The organism is Sulfuricurvum sp. (genome assembly GCF_028713855.1).
GTDB lineage: Bacteria > Campylobacterota > Campylobacteria > Campylobacterales > Sulfurimonadaceae > Sulfuricurvum.
This window is the reverse complement of the sequence record NZ_JAQTNN010000007.1, coordinates 93232-111697: the sequence shown is the minus strand read 5'-3', so window position 1 is coordinate 111697 and position 18466 is coordinate 93232. Positions and strand designations below refer to the sequence as shown.

Annotated in this window: 16 protein-coding genes; 11 read left to right on the top strand and 5 right to left on the bottom strand. The window is 35.6% G+C overall.

Going from position 1 to position 18466, the window contains the following annotated elements; all coding sequences use genetic code 11:
- The first annotated feature begins 153 nt into the window (after positions 1-153).
- The 9 genes from PHI47_RS08290 (at position 154) to PHI47_RS08250 (ending at position 12794) form a co-directional block, all read left to right on the top strand.
- Positions 154-3513: a site-specific DNA-methyltransferase gene (locus PHI47_RS08290; protein WP_299936070.1), complete on the top strand. Its 3360-nt coding sequence runs from the start codon at positions 154-156 to the stop codon at positions 3511-3513.
- Positions 3513-6788, top strand: coding sequence for a DEAD/DEAH box helicase family protein (locus tag PHI47_RS08285; protein WP_299936067.1), 3276 nt, complete (start codon positions 3513-3515; stop codon positions 6786-6788). The genes PHI47_RS08290 and PHI47_RS08285 overlap by 1 nt, the downstream gene beginning before the upstream one ends.
- Before the next feature lie 112 nt (positions 6789-6900).
- Positions 6901-8022, top strand: a complete 1122-nt coding sequence (locus tag PHI47_RS08280) for a hypothetical protein (protein WP_299936065.1) — start codon at positions 6901-6903, stop codon at positions 8020-8022.
- 206 nt (positions 8023-8228) lie between these two features.
- Complete coding sequence (locus tag PHI47_RS08275; protein WP_299936063.1) at positions 8229-8417, top strand: hypothetical protein; 189 nt, start codon at positions 8229-8231, stop codon at positions 8415-8417.
- Between the two features lie 285 nt (positions 8418-8702).
- Positions 8703-10007 (top strand): hypothetical protein, encoded by a 1305-nt coding sequence (locus PHI47_RS08270; RefSeq protein ID WP_299936061.1) that lies wholly within the window; start codon positions 8703-8705, stop codon positions 10005-10007.
- Positions 10008-10016: 9 nt separating this feature from the next.
- A complete protein-coding gene (locus tag PHI47_RS08265; protein WP_299936058.1) occupies positions 10017-10259 on the top strand; it encodes a hypothetical protein in 243 nt (80 codons plus the stop codon).
- Positions 10260-10305: 46 nt separating this feature from the next.
- Positions 10306-11379, top strand: coding sequence for a site-specific integrase (locus PHI47_RS08260; protein ID WP_299936055.1), 1074 nt, complete (start codon positions 10306-10308; stop codon positions 11377-11379).
- A gap of 118 nt (positions 11380-11497) precedes the next feature.
- Entirely contained in the window at positions 11498-12163 is a 666-nt protein-coding gene (queC, locus tag PHI47_RS08255) for a 7-cyano-7-deazaguanine synthase QueC (protein WP_299936052.1), read from the top strand.
- Complete coding sequence (locus tag PHI47_RS08250; protein WP_299936049.1) at positions 12156-12794, top strand: YgjP-like metallopeptidase domain-containing protein; 639 nt, start codon at positions 12156-12158, stop codon at positions 12792-12794. The genes queC and PHI47_RS08250 overlap by 8 nt, the downstream gene beginning before the upstream one ends.
- Here PHI47_RS08250 and PHI47_RS08245 read toward each other — a convergent pair.
- Genes PHI47_RS08245 through mobB form a run of 5 tightly spaced genes read right to left on the bottom strand, consistent with a single transcriptional unit; the run spans position 12791 to position 17300 of the window.
- Positions 12791-13795: a hypothetical protein gene (locus PHI47_RS08245; RefSeq protein WP_299936047.1), complete on the bottom strand. Its 1005-nt coding sequence runs from the start codon at positions 13793-13795 to the stop codon at positions 12791-12793. The two genes, PHI47_RS08250 and PHI47_RS08245, sit on opposite strands and share 4 nt — an antisense overlap.
- Entirely contained in the window at positions 13792-15738 is a 1947-nt protein-coding gene (gene metG, locus PHI47_RS08240) for a methionine--tRNA ligase (RefSeq protein ID WP_299936045.1), read from the bottom strand. Before metG ends, PHI47_RS08245 begins: the two co-directional genes overlap by 4 nt.
- Positions 15739-15773: 35 nt before the next feature.
- Positions 15774-15968, bottom strand: coding sequence for a hypothetical protein (locus PHI47_RS08235; RefSeq protein ID WP_299936042.1), 195 nt, complete (start codon positions 15966-15968; stop codon positions 15774-15776).
- Positions 15952-16797 (bottom strand): class 1 fructose-bisphosphatase, encoded by an 846-nt coding sequence (locus tag PHI47_RS08230; protein ID WP_299936039.1) that lies wholly within the window; start codon positions 16795-16797, stop codon positions 15952-15954. The genes PHI47_RS08235 and PHI47_RS08230 overlap by 17 nt, the downstream gene beginning before the upstream one ends.
- Positions 16794-17300, bottom strand: coding sequence for a molybdopterin-guanine dinucleotide biosynthesis protein B (mobB, locus tag PHI47_RS08225; protein WP_299936036.1), 507 nt, complete (start codon positions 17298-17300; stop codon positions 16794-16796). Before mobB ends, PHI47_RS08230 begins: the two co-directional genes overlap by 4 nt.
- 138 nt (positions 17301-17438) lie before the next feature.
- On the opposite strand from mobB, the gene PHI47_RS08220 reads away from it, so the two are divergent.
- Positions 17439-17864: a FecR domain-containing protein gene (locus PHI47_RS08220; RefSeq protein ID WP_299936033.1), complete on the top strand. Its 426-nt coding sequence runs from the start codon at positions 17439-17441 to the stop codon at positions 17862-17864.
- 2 nt (positions 17865-17866) lie between these two features.
- Positions 17867-18463, top strand: coding sequence for an OmpA family protein (locus PHI47_RS08215; RefSeq protein WP_299936031.1), 597 nt, complete (start codon positions 17867-17869; stop codon positions 18461-18463).
- Positions 18464-18466 lie beyond the last annotated feature (3 nt).

Sequence of the window (18466 nt, the reverse complement as noted above, 5' to 3'; positions counted from 1 at the left end):
GCACACTCATATTACCAACCTGTGTACTCACAAAAAGTATATCCAGTTCCATTTTTAACTAAACCGCACATTTGTACTTGTGTAAGATATTACAGAAGCATTAACCATCGATGGTAATGATATAATTGCCGCTAAACAAAAAATGGAGCAAAAATGGTCAATATCCAGCAAAAATTTAAAGATTTTATATTAGATGATATATTTTGGTTTAACAAGAGTGAATTGAATTTTGGTATTTATAAAATATTCAGACAAAAAGAAGAATTTATCAAACAAAATCTAGACACAATAGTTACTAACATTGAAAAAGAGTTGTCAAATTCAAATGAAAATAATGTAGAAAAGCTAAAAGTAAGACTATTGGAGTACATACCGCCTAAAATAGCCAAAGATTTACCGCTTGATACAATCGAAGATTTAGAAAGTGCTATTAATAATTTTGGAAACGGAGATACTCAAAATTTATTAGATGAATTAAAGGCTTGTAAAAGTGAAGAGAAATATGATTCTACAAAAGTTTATGAGTACCTATACCAGTTTTTTAATCTTTACTACGAAAAAGGCGATTTTGGCTACACGCCTAGAAGTTTTAAAACTTATACTATCCCCTACAAATATGAAGCATATTTATCTGAATCAAAGGATGAAAAAGCTGATGGAGGCTCACAGGATGTAGATTATAGAGGCGAAGAAACCCTTTTTACATGGAAAACAAAAGATAGCTATTACATTAAGTCAAACAAATTTTTAAACAGTGTCTCTTTAAATTTAAGCTACAAAGATAAAAACTACACAATCAATACCAATATCATAGAGAAAGATGACGACATCAAGGATGATAAAAAAGTAAAACAATATAGATTAATATCCATCAAAAAAGACAATAATACTATTACTTTAAACTTTAATATTTCAGACCATGCAACGCCAAAATATACTATTTATTTACTAATGTTAAGTGTCATAAATCTTGATATGGATACATTTGACTATGATACTGTTTTTAAAGATAATAAATTAAAAGCTTATTTTGAAAAACTCCCTTTTAAAGATGAAAAAATACAGACATCACTTCTTGATGTAAACCAATTAAAAGCGTCTGAAGAATTTAAAACACTTATGGAAGATCAAGAATTATTTGAGTACCTATTCATAAAATCCAAAAAAGATGGCAAAGAAGTCGTATCATCACTTTTTAAGTATGAATTAGGTGGTGAAGAGGATAAAACCCAACTAAAAATAAAAGCTTCTAAACTTATGATTTCCAAAAAAGAGTATGCTACTAAAGTTCACAATAAAACTTCAGTTAAAAATTTTGGCTTTGATAAATTTGATTTTGAAGACAAAAAACAATTAGAAGAACTTTTTGATAAAGATGCTGATTTATCATTTTTTTATCGCCTTGATAGAGGAATAAATCTCTTCTACTCTGGAGTTGATAGTGACTACTTCATACATAAAAATCTCAAAAGATTTTTGAGTGTTGAACTTGATAAATTTATTAAAAACTACATATTTGCAGATACTGATGCCATTTTACTTATGGATGAATCAGCAAAAAGAATAGCTATATTTGCCAGAGTTTTTAAGGCTCAAGCAAAAATATTTATCGATTTACTCTCTTCAATAGAGGAGTTTCAGAAGTACCTTTGGGAAAAAAGAAAGATGGTAAAGGAAAGCCATTATGTAATATCGAGTAATCAGATCAAAGATATAAGCCTACTTAATGAAGTACTTAATAACACAGATCAACTTCAAGAATGGGAAACACTAGGCATTACTAAAATCAATGTAAAACCAGATCTTCTAGAACTTCAAAGAAAAAGTTATCCAATAGATACAAAATATTTTAATGTAAAAGATATTACTTTTAAATACAGAGTATTAAGTCAGTTTGAAAATATAGAGGAAGAGCTCAGTGGCCTGCTTATTAAAAGTGAGAACTATCAAGCTTTGAAATTATTAGAGCCAAAATATACCAACATAAAAGGTGATGGTAAAATAAAATGTGTATATATCGATCCACCTTATAATACAGGCAATGATGGTTTTATCTACAAAGATAGTTTTAAAAGCTCCTCATGGCTCAGTATGATGACTGATAGACTTGAAATTGCTAAAAAAATGATTTCAGAAGATGGTTCTCTATTTAGTCAAATCGATTATAAAGAGTTTGATTCATTAAAAAAAATATTAGATATTGAATTCACAAAAGAAAATTTTGTTCAATCTATATCTGTAAAAACTTCTTCTCCTGCAGGAATAAAAACATTTAATCCTGGACCTATTGATGTCACTGAATATATTTATTTTTATGCAAAAAACAAAAAAGCATTTGAATTTTCTAAGGTATTTATTCCCAGTAGTTACGATAGCAATTACAATTTAGTTATTAGTAATCCTGCGGAGGAATCTGAAAAATGGATTATAAAACCTTTAAATGATGTTATTTATACTACTTTGGGTGTTGAAGTAGGTAAGACACCACAACAGTCTAATAATAATGCTAAAGAAAAGCTTGGTAATTATTGGATGTTAATAAGAGAAGAAGAAAAAGCGAAATATTGCTTAAAAAATGCAAAGAATATTGTTAGTATTAGAGATCCTCAAAAACCAACTGAAAAACTAAAAAACCTATTGCTAGAATCAAAAAATGAAACAACTAAAGTATATACTTATCTTAAAGACAATGGAGAAAAAAGTTTTATTTTTAAAGGTGGAGTTTTATCCTTTTACTCTAACAAAGTTAAAACATTGCATGGAAAAAATACTTCTACAGAAATTTTGACTGACTTTTGGGCCGATATATCATGGGATGGTATAGCCAAAGAAGGTGCTGTTGAACTTAAGAATGGGAAAAAACCTGAAAAATTAATTGATAGAATATGTCAAGTATCTGGAATTAAAAGTGGCGAAATCATTTTAGACTTCTTTGGTGGAAGTGGCACAACTGCGGCTGTAGGGTATAAATTGAACAAAAAGTTCATATCCGTAGAAATGAATGACTATTTTGAAACAAAAATGCTACGTAGACTCAAATATACAATGTATGGTAATAGTGGTGGTATTGATTCCCAGAAGATCAGTGGTATATTTCAATATATTGAACTTGAACAATATGATGACATCATAGACCGGCTCCAGGTGGTAAAGGATATAGATTACTCTAAAATAGATTCTGGCTACATCTATGAACCAGATAAAAATCAAATCAATTTTAGAATGAACAATGAACTAAACAATCCATTATCTAGTGAAAATAAATTTGATATATTTAGTTCACTTCTTTTTCATGAGGGGCTAGATCTTATAAAAATTTTTCTTGAAGATGAAATATTATTTGCAGAATGTAAAGATAAGTACGAAAAATACTGCGCGATAGTGTTGTCAAATAACGAAGAGAAAGCAAAAAAGAAAGTTAAAGACATAAGTGAAGGTTACTCAAAAGTTTATTCAAATTTTTTGACACATGGAGCTGAACATATCATTGCCGAAACATTTAAAGGTAAGTAATGAAAAGTAGCGATTTAGTTCTATTTAGAGATATTTGTGATGGTATAGACCACAACCTCTATAATATCTTACAAACTCCCGATGAAGATTTCAAAAATGAAGTAGAAAATGGAAACTACTTTAAACTTTTGCAAAATGCGCTTGAATACGATTTTGAGGATATAGAAGATAAATGTGATATTAAACTGAGGTATTATCAGAGATTAGCTCTTTATTTTACAAAATATTATTTTGAGAGAAAATATCTCATAAAAGGTAATGAAAACAATAAGTTAACTTATTGGATGGCGACAGGAAGTGGTAAAACTGTCATCATGAAGGCCAATATCATAGATTATTTCGAATATCTTAAAAGTAAAAATCCTACTGAGGTCGAAGTCATTATTACTTCACCATTAAAAGAACTAATAGGACAATTGCAAAATGAAATGAGTGATTTTTTTGCAACATCTTTTTTTAAAGATTTTAAATTCAGCTATAAAATAGAAACAACACAATCCCTTATAGAGAATTACAAAAACGAGTCTCATGAGATATTGGGTGAAAATCATTTTAGACTACTTCTAGTCGATGAAGCACATATTGGACTAGGAACAGATAAAAAGGGAAGTGGTGCTTTTGTAAATATACGAAATGAACTTACTCAGAAATTCGCCAACAGTTTTATGTTTGAATATAGTGCTACTTTTTACGATGTTACAAGCAACGAGCAGGTGAAAGAATATGCTGAAAAGATAGTTTATGAGTATGACTATGGAAAATTTTACAATGACAAATACGGAAAAGATTTTAAATTTGATGTTGTAAAAAAAGATGAGATAGCACAAGATGAAGACAAAGATATAAAAAGAAATCTTGATGCAAATCTTAAAGCTTTTAGTGAAAAGCTGCAATCCTTTGATGCCTTTAATACAAAATACAGAACTCAACCATTTCCAAATAGACCATTGCTAATTATGGCAGGAAATACAGTATCTGCAAGCAGTGAGAAACAAGCCAATAATGAAGAAAATAGTGATATAGCAAAAATCATAGGATACTTTGCAACTTTAGGAGAAAAAGAAGATTATCAAAATATTTTCCATCAAACAAATGGAACGCTTCATCTTTTACAAAATAGCTCAAGCGATGGAGAAGTGCTTTTGTCTTTTGGTGAAGACATATCCCCATTTGGCCTTATAACAGTTGGAGATGTTAAGAAATTTTTAGAAAACTCCAATATACAAAAACTTATAAGCGAAGATAAAATAATCTCCAAAACTCTAAAATTTTCTAATGAAAATTACCTATTTAAAAATATAGATTTTGAATCAAGTCCTATAAATATTCTTATAGGTAGCAGAAAGTTTAGTGCAGGATGGAATAGTTTTAGAGCTTCACAGATTTGTCTTATTAACTTTGGAACAGGTAGCGGTCCTACTATTATACAAATGTTTGGTAGAGGAGTAAGACTAAAAGGACTTAATAATGATGGGAAAAGACAAGAACATTACTATGTTAATGAAAAAGATGAAACAAAGAGTGAATTTTTATCATGGGATAAATCAAATCTAAGTAGTAAACACAATTATGAATTACTAAAATATCTTGAAACACTTTTTATTTACAGTCTTAGAAGTACATATTTAAAAAAATTCGTTGAAGAAGATACAGATATTTATAAAAAGAATATCACTTTAACCAAAGCAGTTGAAGTCGGGATAGAACATGAAGGTAAGTCATTGCCAATTTTTTATGTGGATAAATCATTTCAAGCAGTTGAGAATAATATAGAGTGCAGTTTATATATTACAAATAATGAATTACTCATAGATTATAAGATCGATGGAATCTCTAAAAACACAAAAATCAATCTACCTCTTGTTTTTAATCTTAGTTTGGAAAAGCAGCAAACTTTAGAATTTGATAGTTTCAAATGGCTTTTGGATTTTATTGACAAGTCATATCTCGAGAAATTGATAGAAAAAAAACTCCAACAAAACCATATCTTAATAGATAACTTTGGAGTTAACTATGCACTTGTACTATTAGAAAACAAGAATATTAAAATAGAATATGATGGAGAGTTAAACTCACCAAATGGAATTCATAAACTACTTTTAAAAATAGCTTACACACTCATTTCCAAGGTTAAAAATAAAATATTTTACAATGAAAACAAACAAAGCTATAAATTTACTCAAACAGTGTCGAGTGACGATTACATTTCGAAATATGATATTAAATTTATTTTAGACCAAGGTAGTGATCCACAAAAGATAAGAGAAAGACTTGATAAAGATCAGAGTTATAAAATATTTATCGATAAAGTTACAGAACACTATTACAATCCTTTAGTCATTGACCCCGTAGCAAATGCACAACAGACTTATGAAACATTTCAGAAATGTATTGATAATAATTTTACTGAAAATATGAAAAATATTATTGAGTTCGATGAAAAATATTTTGAAAACATTGAATCCATAAAGATATCTCCAGATAAGCTCGATCCTTATGAGCTAAAATTTGTATGTGACATACAATCTTATATTATCAGTAACAGTCTCGAAGCAACAATTTTAAGAAATAAATCAAATGGAAACATAGGTCTAATCTCAGATGATGGTGTCTTTTATCCTGATTTTATTGTTTGGTATAAAGATGATACAAATCAAGAGCATATAATATTTTGTGACCCAAAAGGAATAAGAAACCCCGAGACAAAATGGAAAGTTTGTGATGCACCGTATGCAATAAAAGACATTGAAAAGCAATGGAACAATAATATAAAACTTCATTCATTTGTAATATCTAATACGTACCTTAATGATATTGCATGGGAACCTGTCAAAATTTTAGATATAGAGGCATGTGATAAATTTTATAATCTCATGTTTTTTGATGATGTTAATTACATCAAACGTATTTTTAATGGATTAAATACAGATATGGCATTACATGCTATTTTTCAAAGGTATATCAAGCATTTTGACAAAGAAACTATTAATGAATGGCTTGATGATGCGAAAAGAGAATCTCATTTAAAAATAATTAATACAATTGTAATGAATGAATCAATTACCCAAGAACAAGCCATCTTATTGTATTTTTTTGTATGGAATAAAAAAGATAAGATTGTTGAAAAAACAAAAAATGAAGTGAAAGATGATGTCAAAGAACATGCTATTAACGAAATTTTAAGTGAAGTACTTTCAGAAGTTGTACTTGATTCTATTCCATTTGTAAGAACTGGTTTAAAGATAATGAGTTATATTACCAAGTCAAATAAATAATATTTTTTTATGCTGTAACTATTTCATATCAAAATATTTTAATATGCAAAAAGGAGCTATGAGGTAATGAAAATTGTTAACAATTTTTTTATTATCATTTTATAATTCAGATATGACAAAACAAGAAAACGATTTTTTAATAAACACCCTTTTTCCTATTGGTCTGGATGATTTACAAAATAGTGAGCACAAAAGTAAATTTCAGTTATTTTTGCATGCTCATAATCCAGAGAGTCTTACACCATTCGATGATATATTAAATTCAAGAAATCTCACTAAAGAGCAATATTTTTATCAAGCATACAAAGATACGCTAGAAATATTTTTTCTTGAGAAAGGGATTGAAAACCAAAAACAATATTTCTCAATTACTTCATTCGATGATCTGAAAGATAATTTTTTAGAACTATTCGAGTATAACCGTTTTTATAATTACAAAAAACGAATCTTTGCTGTTGAATTTTATATATTTTTAAAGCACCTATATGAAACATTTGAAACTTTAGAATCCTATGATCAAGCTAGCAGATTTTCACAAGGTACAGCATTTTTAACAAGTGACTATAGAAAAGGATTGGATCATCCTATTAAAGAGTTAAGAGATTCACTTGATCCAAACAAAAATTTCCCCCTTGTCTTTGAAAATGAGAAGAAAAAAGTTCAGGTAAATCTATTTTGTATCAAAGCCTTCCGTAATCATTTGGATATTACAAATATGATGTTAATTTGTAACGCTATGCATAATATAGATGATCTTAAAATTGATTTTACGGATGGAGAGAAGGTCGGATTCAAACAATCTTTTTCTTTTTTAAATGGACTGAAAACTTCTAAACGGGAATTAATTCAAAGTTTCATGATAAAAACCTATTTCCCTTATTATCGAAAAAATAAAGTCAATAAAACTAAATTGGCAAAGTTCACCCATCATATTGCTGAAAAGTTTTTTCCTGATATAGTTTATCCTAGAGAAGGTACTGGACAATACACTATTGGATTAAGTGCAAGAGCATTTAACTATAAACTCTATATAAAAACGGCTCTATTAGAAAATATCATTTATGCTTATGATCACAAGAATGAGTACACATTTTTAATTAAAGGCTCCATTACAGATGCTCTAAAATTTGTAAAAAAAATGTATTTAGATGAAGGACATGACGAAATTGTGAATCATCCTTTATTTGATCAGACGATGCGCAAAGTTCTTATAAATCCTATCTACCCCATCTAGTTGTACTGATTCACTGGAAAACTTCCTTGTTTTCAACATAGGCTTGATCAACCCCTACAAAGTACAATGCTCTCACTATAGTAAATCAAATCGACTAGGCCTAGTCTCTAAAATTAAAACTTGAGGAGACACTCAAAATGTTAAAACTAAAAGCCGTTCTATTGAACACATACAAGTCTAGCGACTTTACAGATAAAAATACTGGCGTGATCACTAAAGGTCGCAATAAATTGCAGTTGCTCGTTGAAAAACCGTTGAAAAACGGCGGTGTCAAAAAAGATCTGATAGATCTATCTATACCCGAAGATAAACTCACAAAGTATCTCGGCATGGAAGGCAAACAAGTTGAAGTGGACGTTTCCTATTTCGGACAATGTACCTTTTTTGGTATCTAACAAAGCAAGCGAAATAGTGAAGCTATTTCGATTAACCGTATATGGCAATACTGCATAACGTAAGTAACGCCATGTATGTCTATGGGTAAGTAACTAAAACACCACAAAAAGCAAATAAAAGTGCTTTGATTCGGAAGGGCCCCGCGAGGGTCGCGGGTATTCTGAGCAAAGCACTAAAAGCTCAGGGGGTTCTAGTAACACCCCCTGACATAAGTCATAAAACATTTCTCCCTCTCTAATTTTATAAATAAAAAAAATGACGTTTATCGTCGAAAGGAAAATCTTATGCAAGATAGTCATGTCAAAAATATACCCTTTGCAAGCGGTATCGACGCCCTCTATTACTTTGCACAAAGCGGTGCTTTCTATGATCGGTTATATGAGGACATCATTAATCAGATCGAAGACAAGAAAGCCTATTATAAATCCCTCAACTATCAGTACGCGGATAATGACATTATCGTAAAGATCAACGGAATCGATGTTGTTTATAGCGGTATGGGTAGAGATGGATTTCATTGGTTCAATCATGACTTCTTTCGATCAGGATTTAAAGATCCTGAGAAGGCTATGAACATTCATAACATTCGAATACAGCTCAATGCTGTTGGAATCTATACTTTGGGCTTAAAATCGCTTATAGAGTACATTAATAAAAAATTCTTGGGTGAGTTCACTATGAGAGTGTTTCCCGTGACACGGATCGATCTTAATATGTTTATCCAACACGATTTCAGCTATCTACGGAAAGAGATGATCCTCTCTAAGAAGCAAAGCCATTCTGCCAACATCGGAGAACGATCAAGCGGTTATGAATTGGAAACGTACTATGTAGGAAAGAAACCGTTCTTACTGCGTATATACAATAAGCACAAAGAACTGACAACTGCATCACAATTCAAACGGGAGATCATGCACAACCATTTCGGAGTAAACGGGATGAATTTGCAAGAACCGATTTTCAATGTCGAATTTGAACTCCATAGGGAATATTTAAAGACATTCGGAATCGATACGATCGATGATGCATTGATACGTGCTGAGAGTCTATTTAAAAGCTCATGTGACCTTATCAAGCTTATCGACACAGAAAGTATCAGTGAGAAGCAATTGAACTCTCCTAATCGAAAGCGTGCAGACATATTACCAATTTGGGAATATATCAAAGAGAACTACTCAATCATTGAATTTATGCAAGTAGATACCCCATTAGAGAAGATAGAGCGGATTAGCTTTCGATACTCACTGCAAGATGCAGAGAAATCGATCAAAAAGGTCATTACACGGTTACTGGTACACGGTAATGACCCAACACTTTTATTTTTCCTCGATGTGCTTCAAAGAGCCAAAGCGGAATTCGATCTGAGACAGAACATTAAAAACCTGCATGAGGAGCATACGGAGCAACCGACATTTGAAGAGGAACTCAAACAATACAGCGATGATGGGTTATGGAATCTAGATAATAAGCTCTCTATTGAGATGGACGGATTGGATATGGATTCGCCTTTGTATGATGATCTCTCATACCGCTACATTGCACTCACGAATGAGATGCAACGGCGTAAGCTGATTCCCGATATGTTTTAGGGAGATGAAATGCTTGAAGAAAAATTCCAAGAGCTTAATGAAAAGCTCGACATTATTTTAACACTTCATCGATCACTGCCTCAGTGGTATCCGATTACACGGGAATTTGCAACTGAGTGCGGATATAAAACCATCGACGGGTTGCGTAAATGGTGTTACAACAATCTTAATCCTGAGGATTTTGTGAAACGAGGCAAGCTATGGTATATCAATATCAAATCACTACCAATAGTCAAAATAAAAGCATTTTAGCTGTAAAATTCTCTCCGTCAGTGACTGGCTTATCAAGGAGAAATCAATGATAAGTCGAGTTTACGCAAACCAACACGGCATTATTACGTTAGACAGCGACATGTTCGGTACTCGGAAGCGAATTTCTACTGGAAAAAAAGCAGATAAACGTCTTTTAAAATGGTATGAAAAAAACTTTGATACTGAATACCGTGAGTTATTTGAGGAAAAATACCAACCCAAAAAAGAAGATTATAGCGATCTTACATTACGAGAGTATGGGATGATGGTTCTTGATCTTACAAGTGAGAATAGAAGGCAATACGTGCATGAACGTATTAAAAAGACATTTAGGCTCATTTGTGATTTTGAGATGAACGATTCAAAGAAGTTTGGAGAATTTCTATTAACTGATATTAAAACTACGCACGTTATGAAGTGGCAACGGGAAAGTGGGCTTTCGCCTCAAACTGTTTCCACATATCGTGCGTATTTGAATATCGTATTACAAACGGCTATGAATGACGATATCATCAGGAAAAACCCCGTAACACTGGTAAAACTACCGAAGAAACATTCGGTAAAAGAACACGTGTACTATACAGAAGATGAGATAAAGAAGATTCTTGAATCTGCAAAAGGGCAGTTGAAAAACTATATTCAAATTGCTTTTTTTACAGGTATGAGAGGATCGGAGCTTGTTGGTCTAAAATGGGATGATATTGACTTTAAAAAAGAGGTCATACGTGTTGATTCTCGAATTGTAAGAGGCGTTGAAGATGAAACGAAGTCACGTAAGATTAGATTCGTTCCAATGTTTAAGCAGTGCAAAGAAGCATTGCTAAAACAAAGAATGTATAGCGGTCTAAAAGAATTCGTTTTTATCAATCAATCTGGGAACAACTATTACGGTTCACCAACCATGAATTTTAGATTTAAAAAACTGTTGTCCGATAACAATTTAAGACATGGAACTGTCCATGATTTAAGACGCTCATTCAATACAATTTTGAAAGAGTACGGTTATCCTACCGACTGGATTTTAGACATAATGGGTCACGTAGATGATCGTGTTAATCGCAATCACTACACTGGAAAACTAAGAGTAGATGCTACAAAAGTTAACAATATTGCCATATGATCATGGCAACCTTTTGGCAACCCTATCAAAAATAGGCTCTGTAAGTGCCTATATTAGGTCGCTTAATGACATTGTAGCATAAGGCTACCCTTGGTAAAATCTCACAAAAGGGATCAATATGAGTAAAAAAGCACTTTGCATTATGAGCGGCGGGATGGATTCGACTCTTGTCGCCTACATTATGCGCTCACGCGGCTATGAGATTGTCGCGCTTCATTTTAATTACGGTCAGCGAACCGTGGAAAAAGAGCTTTCCAGTTTTCATGCTATCTGTGAGGATTTAGAGGTGAGTGAAAAATACGAGATTGACCTCGATTTTTTTAAAACCATCGGTGCATCAGCATTGACCGATCACAGTATCGATGTCCCTACGGGAGGGATCGAAGTGGGGGTTCCGATTACATATGTGCCGTTTCGAAACGGGATATTTCTCTCTATAGCCACTGCTATAGCCGAAAAAGAGGGGTGTTCTTCTATCGCGATCGGAGTGGTCGAAGAGGACAGCAGCGGTTATCCCGACTGTCGAGAATCCTTTATCGATGCGTTTACTAAAGCGGCAAATTTGGGAACCAAAGAGACGACGAATATCTCGATTGAGATGCCTCTCGTACGTCTCCAAAAATCGCAGATTGTCCAAGAAGCATTAATCCTCGGTGCACCTTTACATTTGACATGGAGTTGTTATCAGAGCGAAGATAAAGCATGCGGTGTGTGTGACAGCTGTCGTCTGCGATTACGCGGGTTTGAACGTGCCGGAGTGATAGACCCTATAGATTATGTTTAATCACCTCATATCTCCCATAACGATCCATTACCGTCCTCGCAATCGTAATACTTATATTACGATAACTCATAACTCAGAGGTATGTGTACGGACACCGATTAAAGATGAGAGCCGTATTCGTACAATTTTGCGAGAGCGAGAAGGGTGGATACGATCCAAACTTACTGCTATGGCTTCTCGATCACAAATGGAGCATACCCTCGGAGAATCCATCCGATTCCGAGGAGAGTGTGTCGCAGTAACGCAATTTCCCCATCTTTCCAAAACACTCGAAAAAGCTAAAAACAGCATTGATATTGAAAAATATTACCATCATTTTTACAAAAATGAGGCACTTTTGACGTTGCCATCACGTGTATCACATTATGCACGAAAGATGGATTTACACCCTAAAGAGATACGATTTAAAAAAATGAGACGACGGTGGGGAAGCTGTAACAGCGAGGGAATTGTGACACTTAACACGATGATGATGCAACTCTCGTATACCCACATCGACTATATCATTGTTCATGAATTAGCTCATTTGCGTTATATGAATCACGCGAAAGAATTTCATGCATTGGTGCGGACTGTTTTAGACAATGAGAAAACATTGCGCCGAGAATTAAAACAGATACGAATCGGCTAAAAATCGAGTTCAAGCTGCTTCATAGAAGATCGAGACGGATTTAAGATCCCTTTATCAACTCCTGCAACAAGAGCAAAATGGAAGATTTTAGATTGTAAGATTGTTAATATTTCTTCGGGGTAACGGTAGAAAAAGATATTTTCTACCCCGATAGTGAGGGAAGAACGCATCGTTTCAGGTAGCAGATAGATGATTTTAGCCCATGCCGCCTGCGCGTCTAAAAAGTCGATCTGTTCATCGATAAGTTCAAGCAGTGGTTCGAAAATGACTACGCGGTCGCTGCTGCCGAACTCTTTGCTCTCCAAACGAGAGTTAGTAAAAACGGGAATAAAATGTCCCATTTTACTAAAGCCGCGTATTTGAAATGGAATGCGTAAAAAGGTATAAAAAAAGAGAAGATGTTCTAGATAGGGAATAAAGAAGGGTGAGAGCATCTGCCGTTCATAAAAAGTATCATTATGGATAAAGGAAGTTTCAAACAGCGTTTGTTCGATGATCGTAATCGTATTTTCCTGCGCACGTATCAGCTGAGCATGGTCAATAAAAATATTAACATCGGTAAGGGCAGGGGAAAAAAGGACGATTGATTTTTTCTCAAGCGGCCACAGTTTTTCCCATATATCCTTCATCGATCCTTCAATATTGCAAAAAGTCGGCGGTGTTGAAATCATCGAAGAGAGATGTAATGTAATTGGATCGCAAGCGTAGACTTGAAGCTCTTTTTCGAGAAGATAAAAACGCAGCAGTTTCTTGAGTGCATTATCGATATTATCGACTTTAATCCAGGCAACTTCACTGTCGCTGATTTGGGTCGGTTTATCAAACATGACGCCGTAAGCACCGTTTTGAAGCGCTTCAGGGATATCATCAGGGGTGTAGGCAACAAAAAACGATCCTCTCTTCACTTTGGAAGGATCAAAGACGACACTTTCAAAGAGACTGACCGATGGTTCTCCTAAGAGGATTCCCTTGGTCAGTGCGAGGATATTTTCAAGTCTCATCCCACCGAACTTCCGCTAAGGCGTGTTTTTTCAGGGCGAATGAGGCATAGTCCGTCTGCATCTTTAGCTGCGAGAATCATACCTTCGGAGAGCATCCCCATGAGTTTAGCAGGTTTTAGATTGGCGACAACACACACTTGCGTTCCGATCAGTGATTCAGCACTGTAATACTCACGGATACCGGCGATAATTTGTCGAGGTGAATCCTCCCCGAGATCAACTTGGAGTTTGAGAAGTTTTGAACTTTTCGGAACTTCTTGAGCGTTAAGGACGGTTCCGATTTTAAGCGATGTTTGGAAAAACTGGTCGATGGTAATAAGCCCTTCAAGTGATACGGTAGACTCTTTTTTATCTTCCAATACCGGATGCTCAACTTTTGGAGCTTCTTCGATCATTGCTTTGGGAGCCTCTTGCATCAACGGCTCATCCACACGCGGGAAGAGCGGAGGTATTTTTTTAATAGTAAAGGTATCAAGAAGACCTTTATTAAGGATGAGTTTAGTATAGCTCTCAGTAGTGATTTCAAATCCGAGTGCATCCGCAATGGTTGCAGTAGTACTTGGCATAATAGAGTGTAGCATCACGGACGCTTTTGCCAATAGATTGGCAACCAATGCAACCGTGGCGAGAGCTTCATCATTACGCCCTTCTTTGATTTTAACCCATGGCGCGTGTTCTTCGATCGCTTTGTTGCCAATAGTAAATACTTTCCAAAGTTCTTCAAGATAACGGTGCAACTGCAACTCACCTAGATAGTTTTCAAGTGAGGATAAAATAGTGTGAGCATCGTCGAGCTCTTTAGAATGATATTTCTCAACATTGATACTGTCGATGACAAAGTCAGAATATTTTTCAGACATACCGATGATACGGTTGAGAAGATTTCCCAAATCGTTGCTGAGATCAGAGTTCATACGGTCGATGAGGGCACGTTGTGAGAAGTCACCGTCTTGTCCGAATGGAACTTCACGCATCATGAAATAGCGGAAATTTTCGACACCATAATGTTTGGAAACTTCACGAGGATCGACGACATTTCCTTTTGATTTTGACATTTTTTCACCATCGCGCGTCCACCATCCGTGTGCACCGATGTGTTTAGGCAAAGGCAAACCGAGACTCATCAAAAATGCCGGCCAGTAGATCGCATGGAAACGGAGGATATCTTTACCGACCAATTGAACGTTCGCCGGCCAGAAATCCATCTTCGCCTCATCCGAGCCGTATCCGAGTGCGGTGACATAGTTCATCAGAGCATCAAGCCACACGTACATAACGTGTTTAGGCTCATTAAGTGATTCAGGAAGATGAACCCCCCAACTAAAACTGGTGCGGGTGACAGAGAGATCGTTCAATCCCCCTTTAACAAAGCTGATTACTTCATTGCGGCGTGATTTTGGGAGGATGAATTCGGGATGGGCTTCGTAATACTCCAACAAAGGTTTTTCGTATTTGGAGAGACGGAAAAAGTAACTCTCTTCCTTGACGATAGTGGTTGCTCTGCCACAGTCGGGACAGCCGCCGCCATCCATGAGCTGAGATTCGGGAAAGAAGCTCTCACAGCTGACGCAGTAGTTCCCCTCATAAAAATCTTTATAAATATCACCGTTCTCATGCATCTTTAAAAATGCGGCTTGAACCCCTTTTTTATGGGTTTCATCCGTAGTTCGGATAAATTGATCGTAACTAATATCAAATTCATCCCAGAGATTACGGAATGTTGCACTGATTTCATCGGCAAATTCTTGGGTTGGCTTCTCTAATTTTTTAGCTGCTTCTTCGATTTTTTGACCGTGTTCATCGGTTCCGGTTAGAAAATAGGTTTCATTTCCGATAAGGCGTGAATGGCGAGCAAGAGTATCGGCGATAAATGTCGTGTAAGCGTGACCAATATGGGCTTCACCGTTGACGTAATAGATAGGAGTTGTAATGTAATTTTTCATGCTAATTTTTATCCTTTAGAAATTCAATCGTTTTATTAAAAATCAAATCCGCCGGTTTCACCCTTGGACATACTTTCATACACAATTCGAATGTATTTGGTTCGGATTTCACACCCGATACAGTGTTCGCAGACGTAGCAGCTGTTTACGTTATGCTCTTGTTGACATGCCTTGAGGGTTTGGATTGCTTCATCCAGCCGCTCTTCGTATTCATTATTGCTGTCCGGCATAGACACTTAAAACCTCATTGATTTCATCGCATGAACCGAAGAAACACGGACTGGTATCATGAACGTGTTTAGGTTCTTTTTCCAAAACACGCTTACTTCCATCAACCGCTTTTCCACCCGCTTTTTCGAAGATAAAGGCAAAAGGAAATACTTCAAACAACATTCGTAGTTTTCCCTCCGGCTTATCACTGGCACCCGGATAACTGAATAATCCGCCCCCTTTGAGAAGGATTTGGTGCAAATCGGGGACCATACCTCCTGAATAGCGAAGGCGATAACCGCGTGCAAAGAAACTATCTATCATCTCTTTATGGAATGGTGCCCAGCACTGTTGTGTACCACCCGGTGCATTTATTTTTCCTTTTTCGTTCAAGTGAATCTCTTTAACGTATTCGAACTCACCATTTTGGAGAAGGTAGAGGGATACTTTATCCTCATCGGCAAATACCAGCTCAACACGCGGTCCGTAAACGACATAACAGCTGGCAACCATTTTACTCGGGGTAAATTCACCTTCATAAATCCCGAAAATCGAACCGACACTGAGATTGACATCAACGAGTGATGAACCATCAAGCGGATCAAAAGCAATGAAGTAATGACCGTTTTCGTTTAGCACCATCGGGTGTTCTTTCTCTTCGCTGGCAATGGTATGTACGCCATCTACACGGCTCAGTTCTTCCTCGATAATCAAATCGCTTTGAATATCGAGCTGAAGTTGGGTTTCCCCTGAGCTGTTTTGCTCTTGTGAATAACCTATGTCTTTGACATCAATCGCATTTTTGATCCGTATAGCACTATTTTGAATTGCTTCTAAAATAACATTCATTCCATAACCTTTGCATGAGCTAAAATCCACTCGATCGCCTGATCGGGGTTATTAAGATCGAGTATATCAATCCCCTTTGGGATAACATAATGAGCCGTATCGATACTTTCATCGATCGCGAGAGCATTCATATAGGGAAAATAGTCAGTATCGATTGAACCCCGAAAAATGCTGATACGCGGAAGGGGAAGATTTTTAAGTCCCTCGACCAGCAATACGTCAAACTCGCCGAAAAGCGAGATAAGCTCATCGAGCTCTTTATGGCGTTGTGAAAAATAGGTGGTACGGGTAGGGGAGGTGACGATTACCTCGGCTCCCGTATCGCTGAATTTATAACTGTCTTTTCCCGGAACGTCGAATTGAGCTTTATCTTTGGGATCGTTTTTTACGATGGCAACTTGTAAATTATGTTCATGGATCAATTTTCGAGCCACTTTCAGAATCAGTGTTGTTTTGCCGCTGTTGGAAGGACCGGTAAAAGCTACCGCTAAACGTTTTTTCAAAAAAATCAACCTCTGTTAAATTATAGGTATTATAGTCAAGGTTCATTTTAATCTTTCTAAAGAGGCCGAAAAAATCAATTGTAAGTTGATATACGCTAAAGTTACTGAAGTATACAGTGTGAGTTTGGAGTTAAAAAAATGTTAAAATCGTTGTTTTTGGTAATGATATTTACTTTTTCTGCTATTGCGTCGGAATCGGTTGCTTTTATTAAAAGTGCACAGGGTGATGCGGTAGTTAAGAGAGAAAATACAGTGATCCCTGCACAAAAAGGGGTAGCTCTTTTTACTAAGGATATTCTGCAAACGGGAGCTAGTGGAAGTATGGGTGTTTCGTTTAATGACGGAACACGTATTGCGGTAGGCTCAAAAAGTATATTGGTGATTGATAATTATCTTTTTGCCCCTTCCCAAAAGGATTTTCGTTTTGATTTAAATCTCCAAAAGGGGACAGCAGTTTTTGAATCGGGTAAAATCAGTAAACTCGCACCTGAAAAAGTACATTTTAAAGTTCCGCAAGGTGTTATCGGCATTCGTGGAACCAAATTCGTAGTAGAGGCAGAATAATAATGGAACCGCTTTTAATTTGGAGTGCCATTCTTTTATCCTTGCCGTTTCTCACTACAGAACCTAAAACGACGGTCGTTTTATTGGAAAATGATGCCGTTCATAATGCGGTTGAAGTAACGACCCAAGCGGGTAGTGTCGTGATTGATCAGCCTTACTACTACACGACGATGGTTTCATCGGATAAACAACCTTCTGTTGTAGAAAAAGCGGATCCTGATTTTATTCGTCAGAAATATGCAGCGGTTTTAAAGGCGCTGCCTGAAAAAGCTGTTTCAATGTTATTTTATTTTGAGCCGGGGACGGCAGAAATAGCGCAAGAGTCAAAAGATCAGGTTGAAGCATTGATTACGCTGATCGAAGCACGTGAACCTGCCACAGTTGATATCATCGGACACTCTGATCGTGCCGGGGATGCCGATAAAAACTATGAATTGGCATTGGATCGTGCTCATGCGGTAGAAAAATTTCTTCTTGAACGTAACGTGAAATTGGAACGCTGTTCTGTTGTCTCGTACGGTGAAAGTGAACCGATAATTCAAACAGAAGACGGTGTCTCTGAACCCAAAAATCGCCGTGTCGAAGTCATTGTACGCTGATTA

Bases quoted from the DNA above. Each gene is read 5' to 3' on its own strand.
- PHI47_RS08290 (WP_299936070.1), top strand. From the start codon at position 154: ATGGTCAATATCCAGCAAAAATTTAAAGATTTTATATTAGATGATATA.
- PHI47_RS08285 (WP_299936067.1), top strand. From the start codon at position 3,513: ATGAAAAGTAGCGATTTAGTTCTATTTAGAGATATTTGTGATGGTATA.
- PHI47_RS08280 (WP_299936065.1), top strand. From the start codon at position 6,901: ATGACAAAACAAGAAAACGATTTTTTAATAAACACCCTTTTTCCTATT.
- PHI47_RS08270 (WP_299936061.1), top strand. From the start codon at position 8,703: ATGCAAGATAGTCATGTCAAAAATATACCCTTTGCAAGCGGTATCGAC.
- PHI47_RS08265 (WP_299936058.1), top strand. From the start codon at position 10,017: ATGCTTGAAGAAAAATTCCAAGAGCTTAATGAAAAGCTCGACATTATT.
- PHI47_RS08260 (WP_299936055.1), top strand. From the start codon at position 10,306: ATGATAAGTCGAGTTTACGCAAACCAACACGGCATTATTACGTTAGAC.
- queC (WP_299936052.1), top strand. From the start codon at position 11,498: ATGAGTAAAAAAGCACTTTGCATTATGAGCGGCGGGATGGATTCGACT.
- PHI47_RS08250 (WP_299936049.1), top strand. From the start codon at position 12,156: ATGTTTAATCACCTCATATCTCCCATAACGATCCATTACCGTCCTCGC.
- PHI47_RS08245 (WP_299936047.1), bottom strand. From the start codon at position 13,795: ATGAGACTTGAAAATATCCTCGCACTGACCAAGGGAATCCTCTTAGGA.
- metG (WP_299936045.1), bottom strand. From the start codon at position 15,738: ATGAAAAATTACATTACAACTCCTATCTATTACGTCAACGGTGAAGCC.
- PHI47_RS08235 (WP_299936042.1), bottom strand. From the start codon at position 15,968: ATGCCGGACAGCAATAATGAATACGAAGAGCGGCTGGATGAAGCAATC.
- PHI47_RS08230 (WP_299936039.1), bottom strand. From the start codon at position 16,797: ATGAATGTTATTTTAGAAGCAATTCAAAATAGTGCTATACGGATCAAA.
- PHI47_RS08220 (WP_299936033.1), top strand. From the start codon at position 17,439: ATGTTAAAATCGTTGTTTTTGGTAATGATATTTACTTTTTCTGCTATT.
- PHI47_RS08215 (WP_299936031.1), top strand. From the start codon at position 17,867: ATGGAACCGCTTTTAATTTGGAGTGCCATTCTTTTATCCTTGCCGTTT.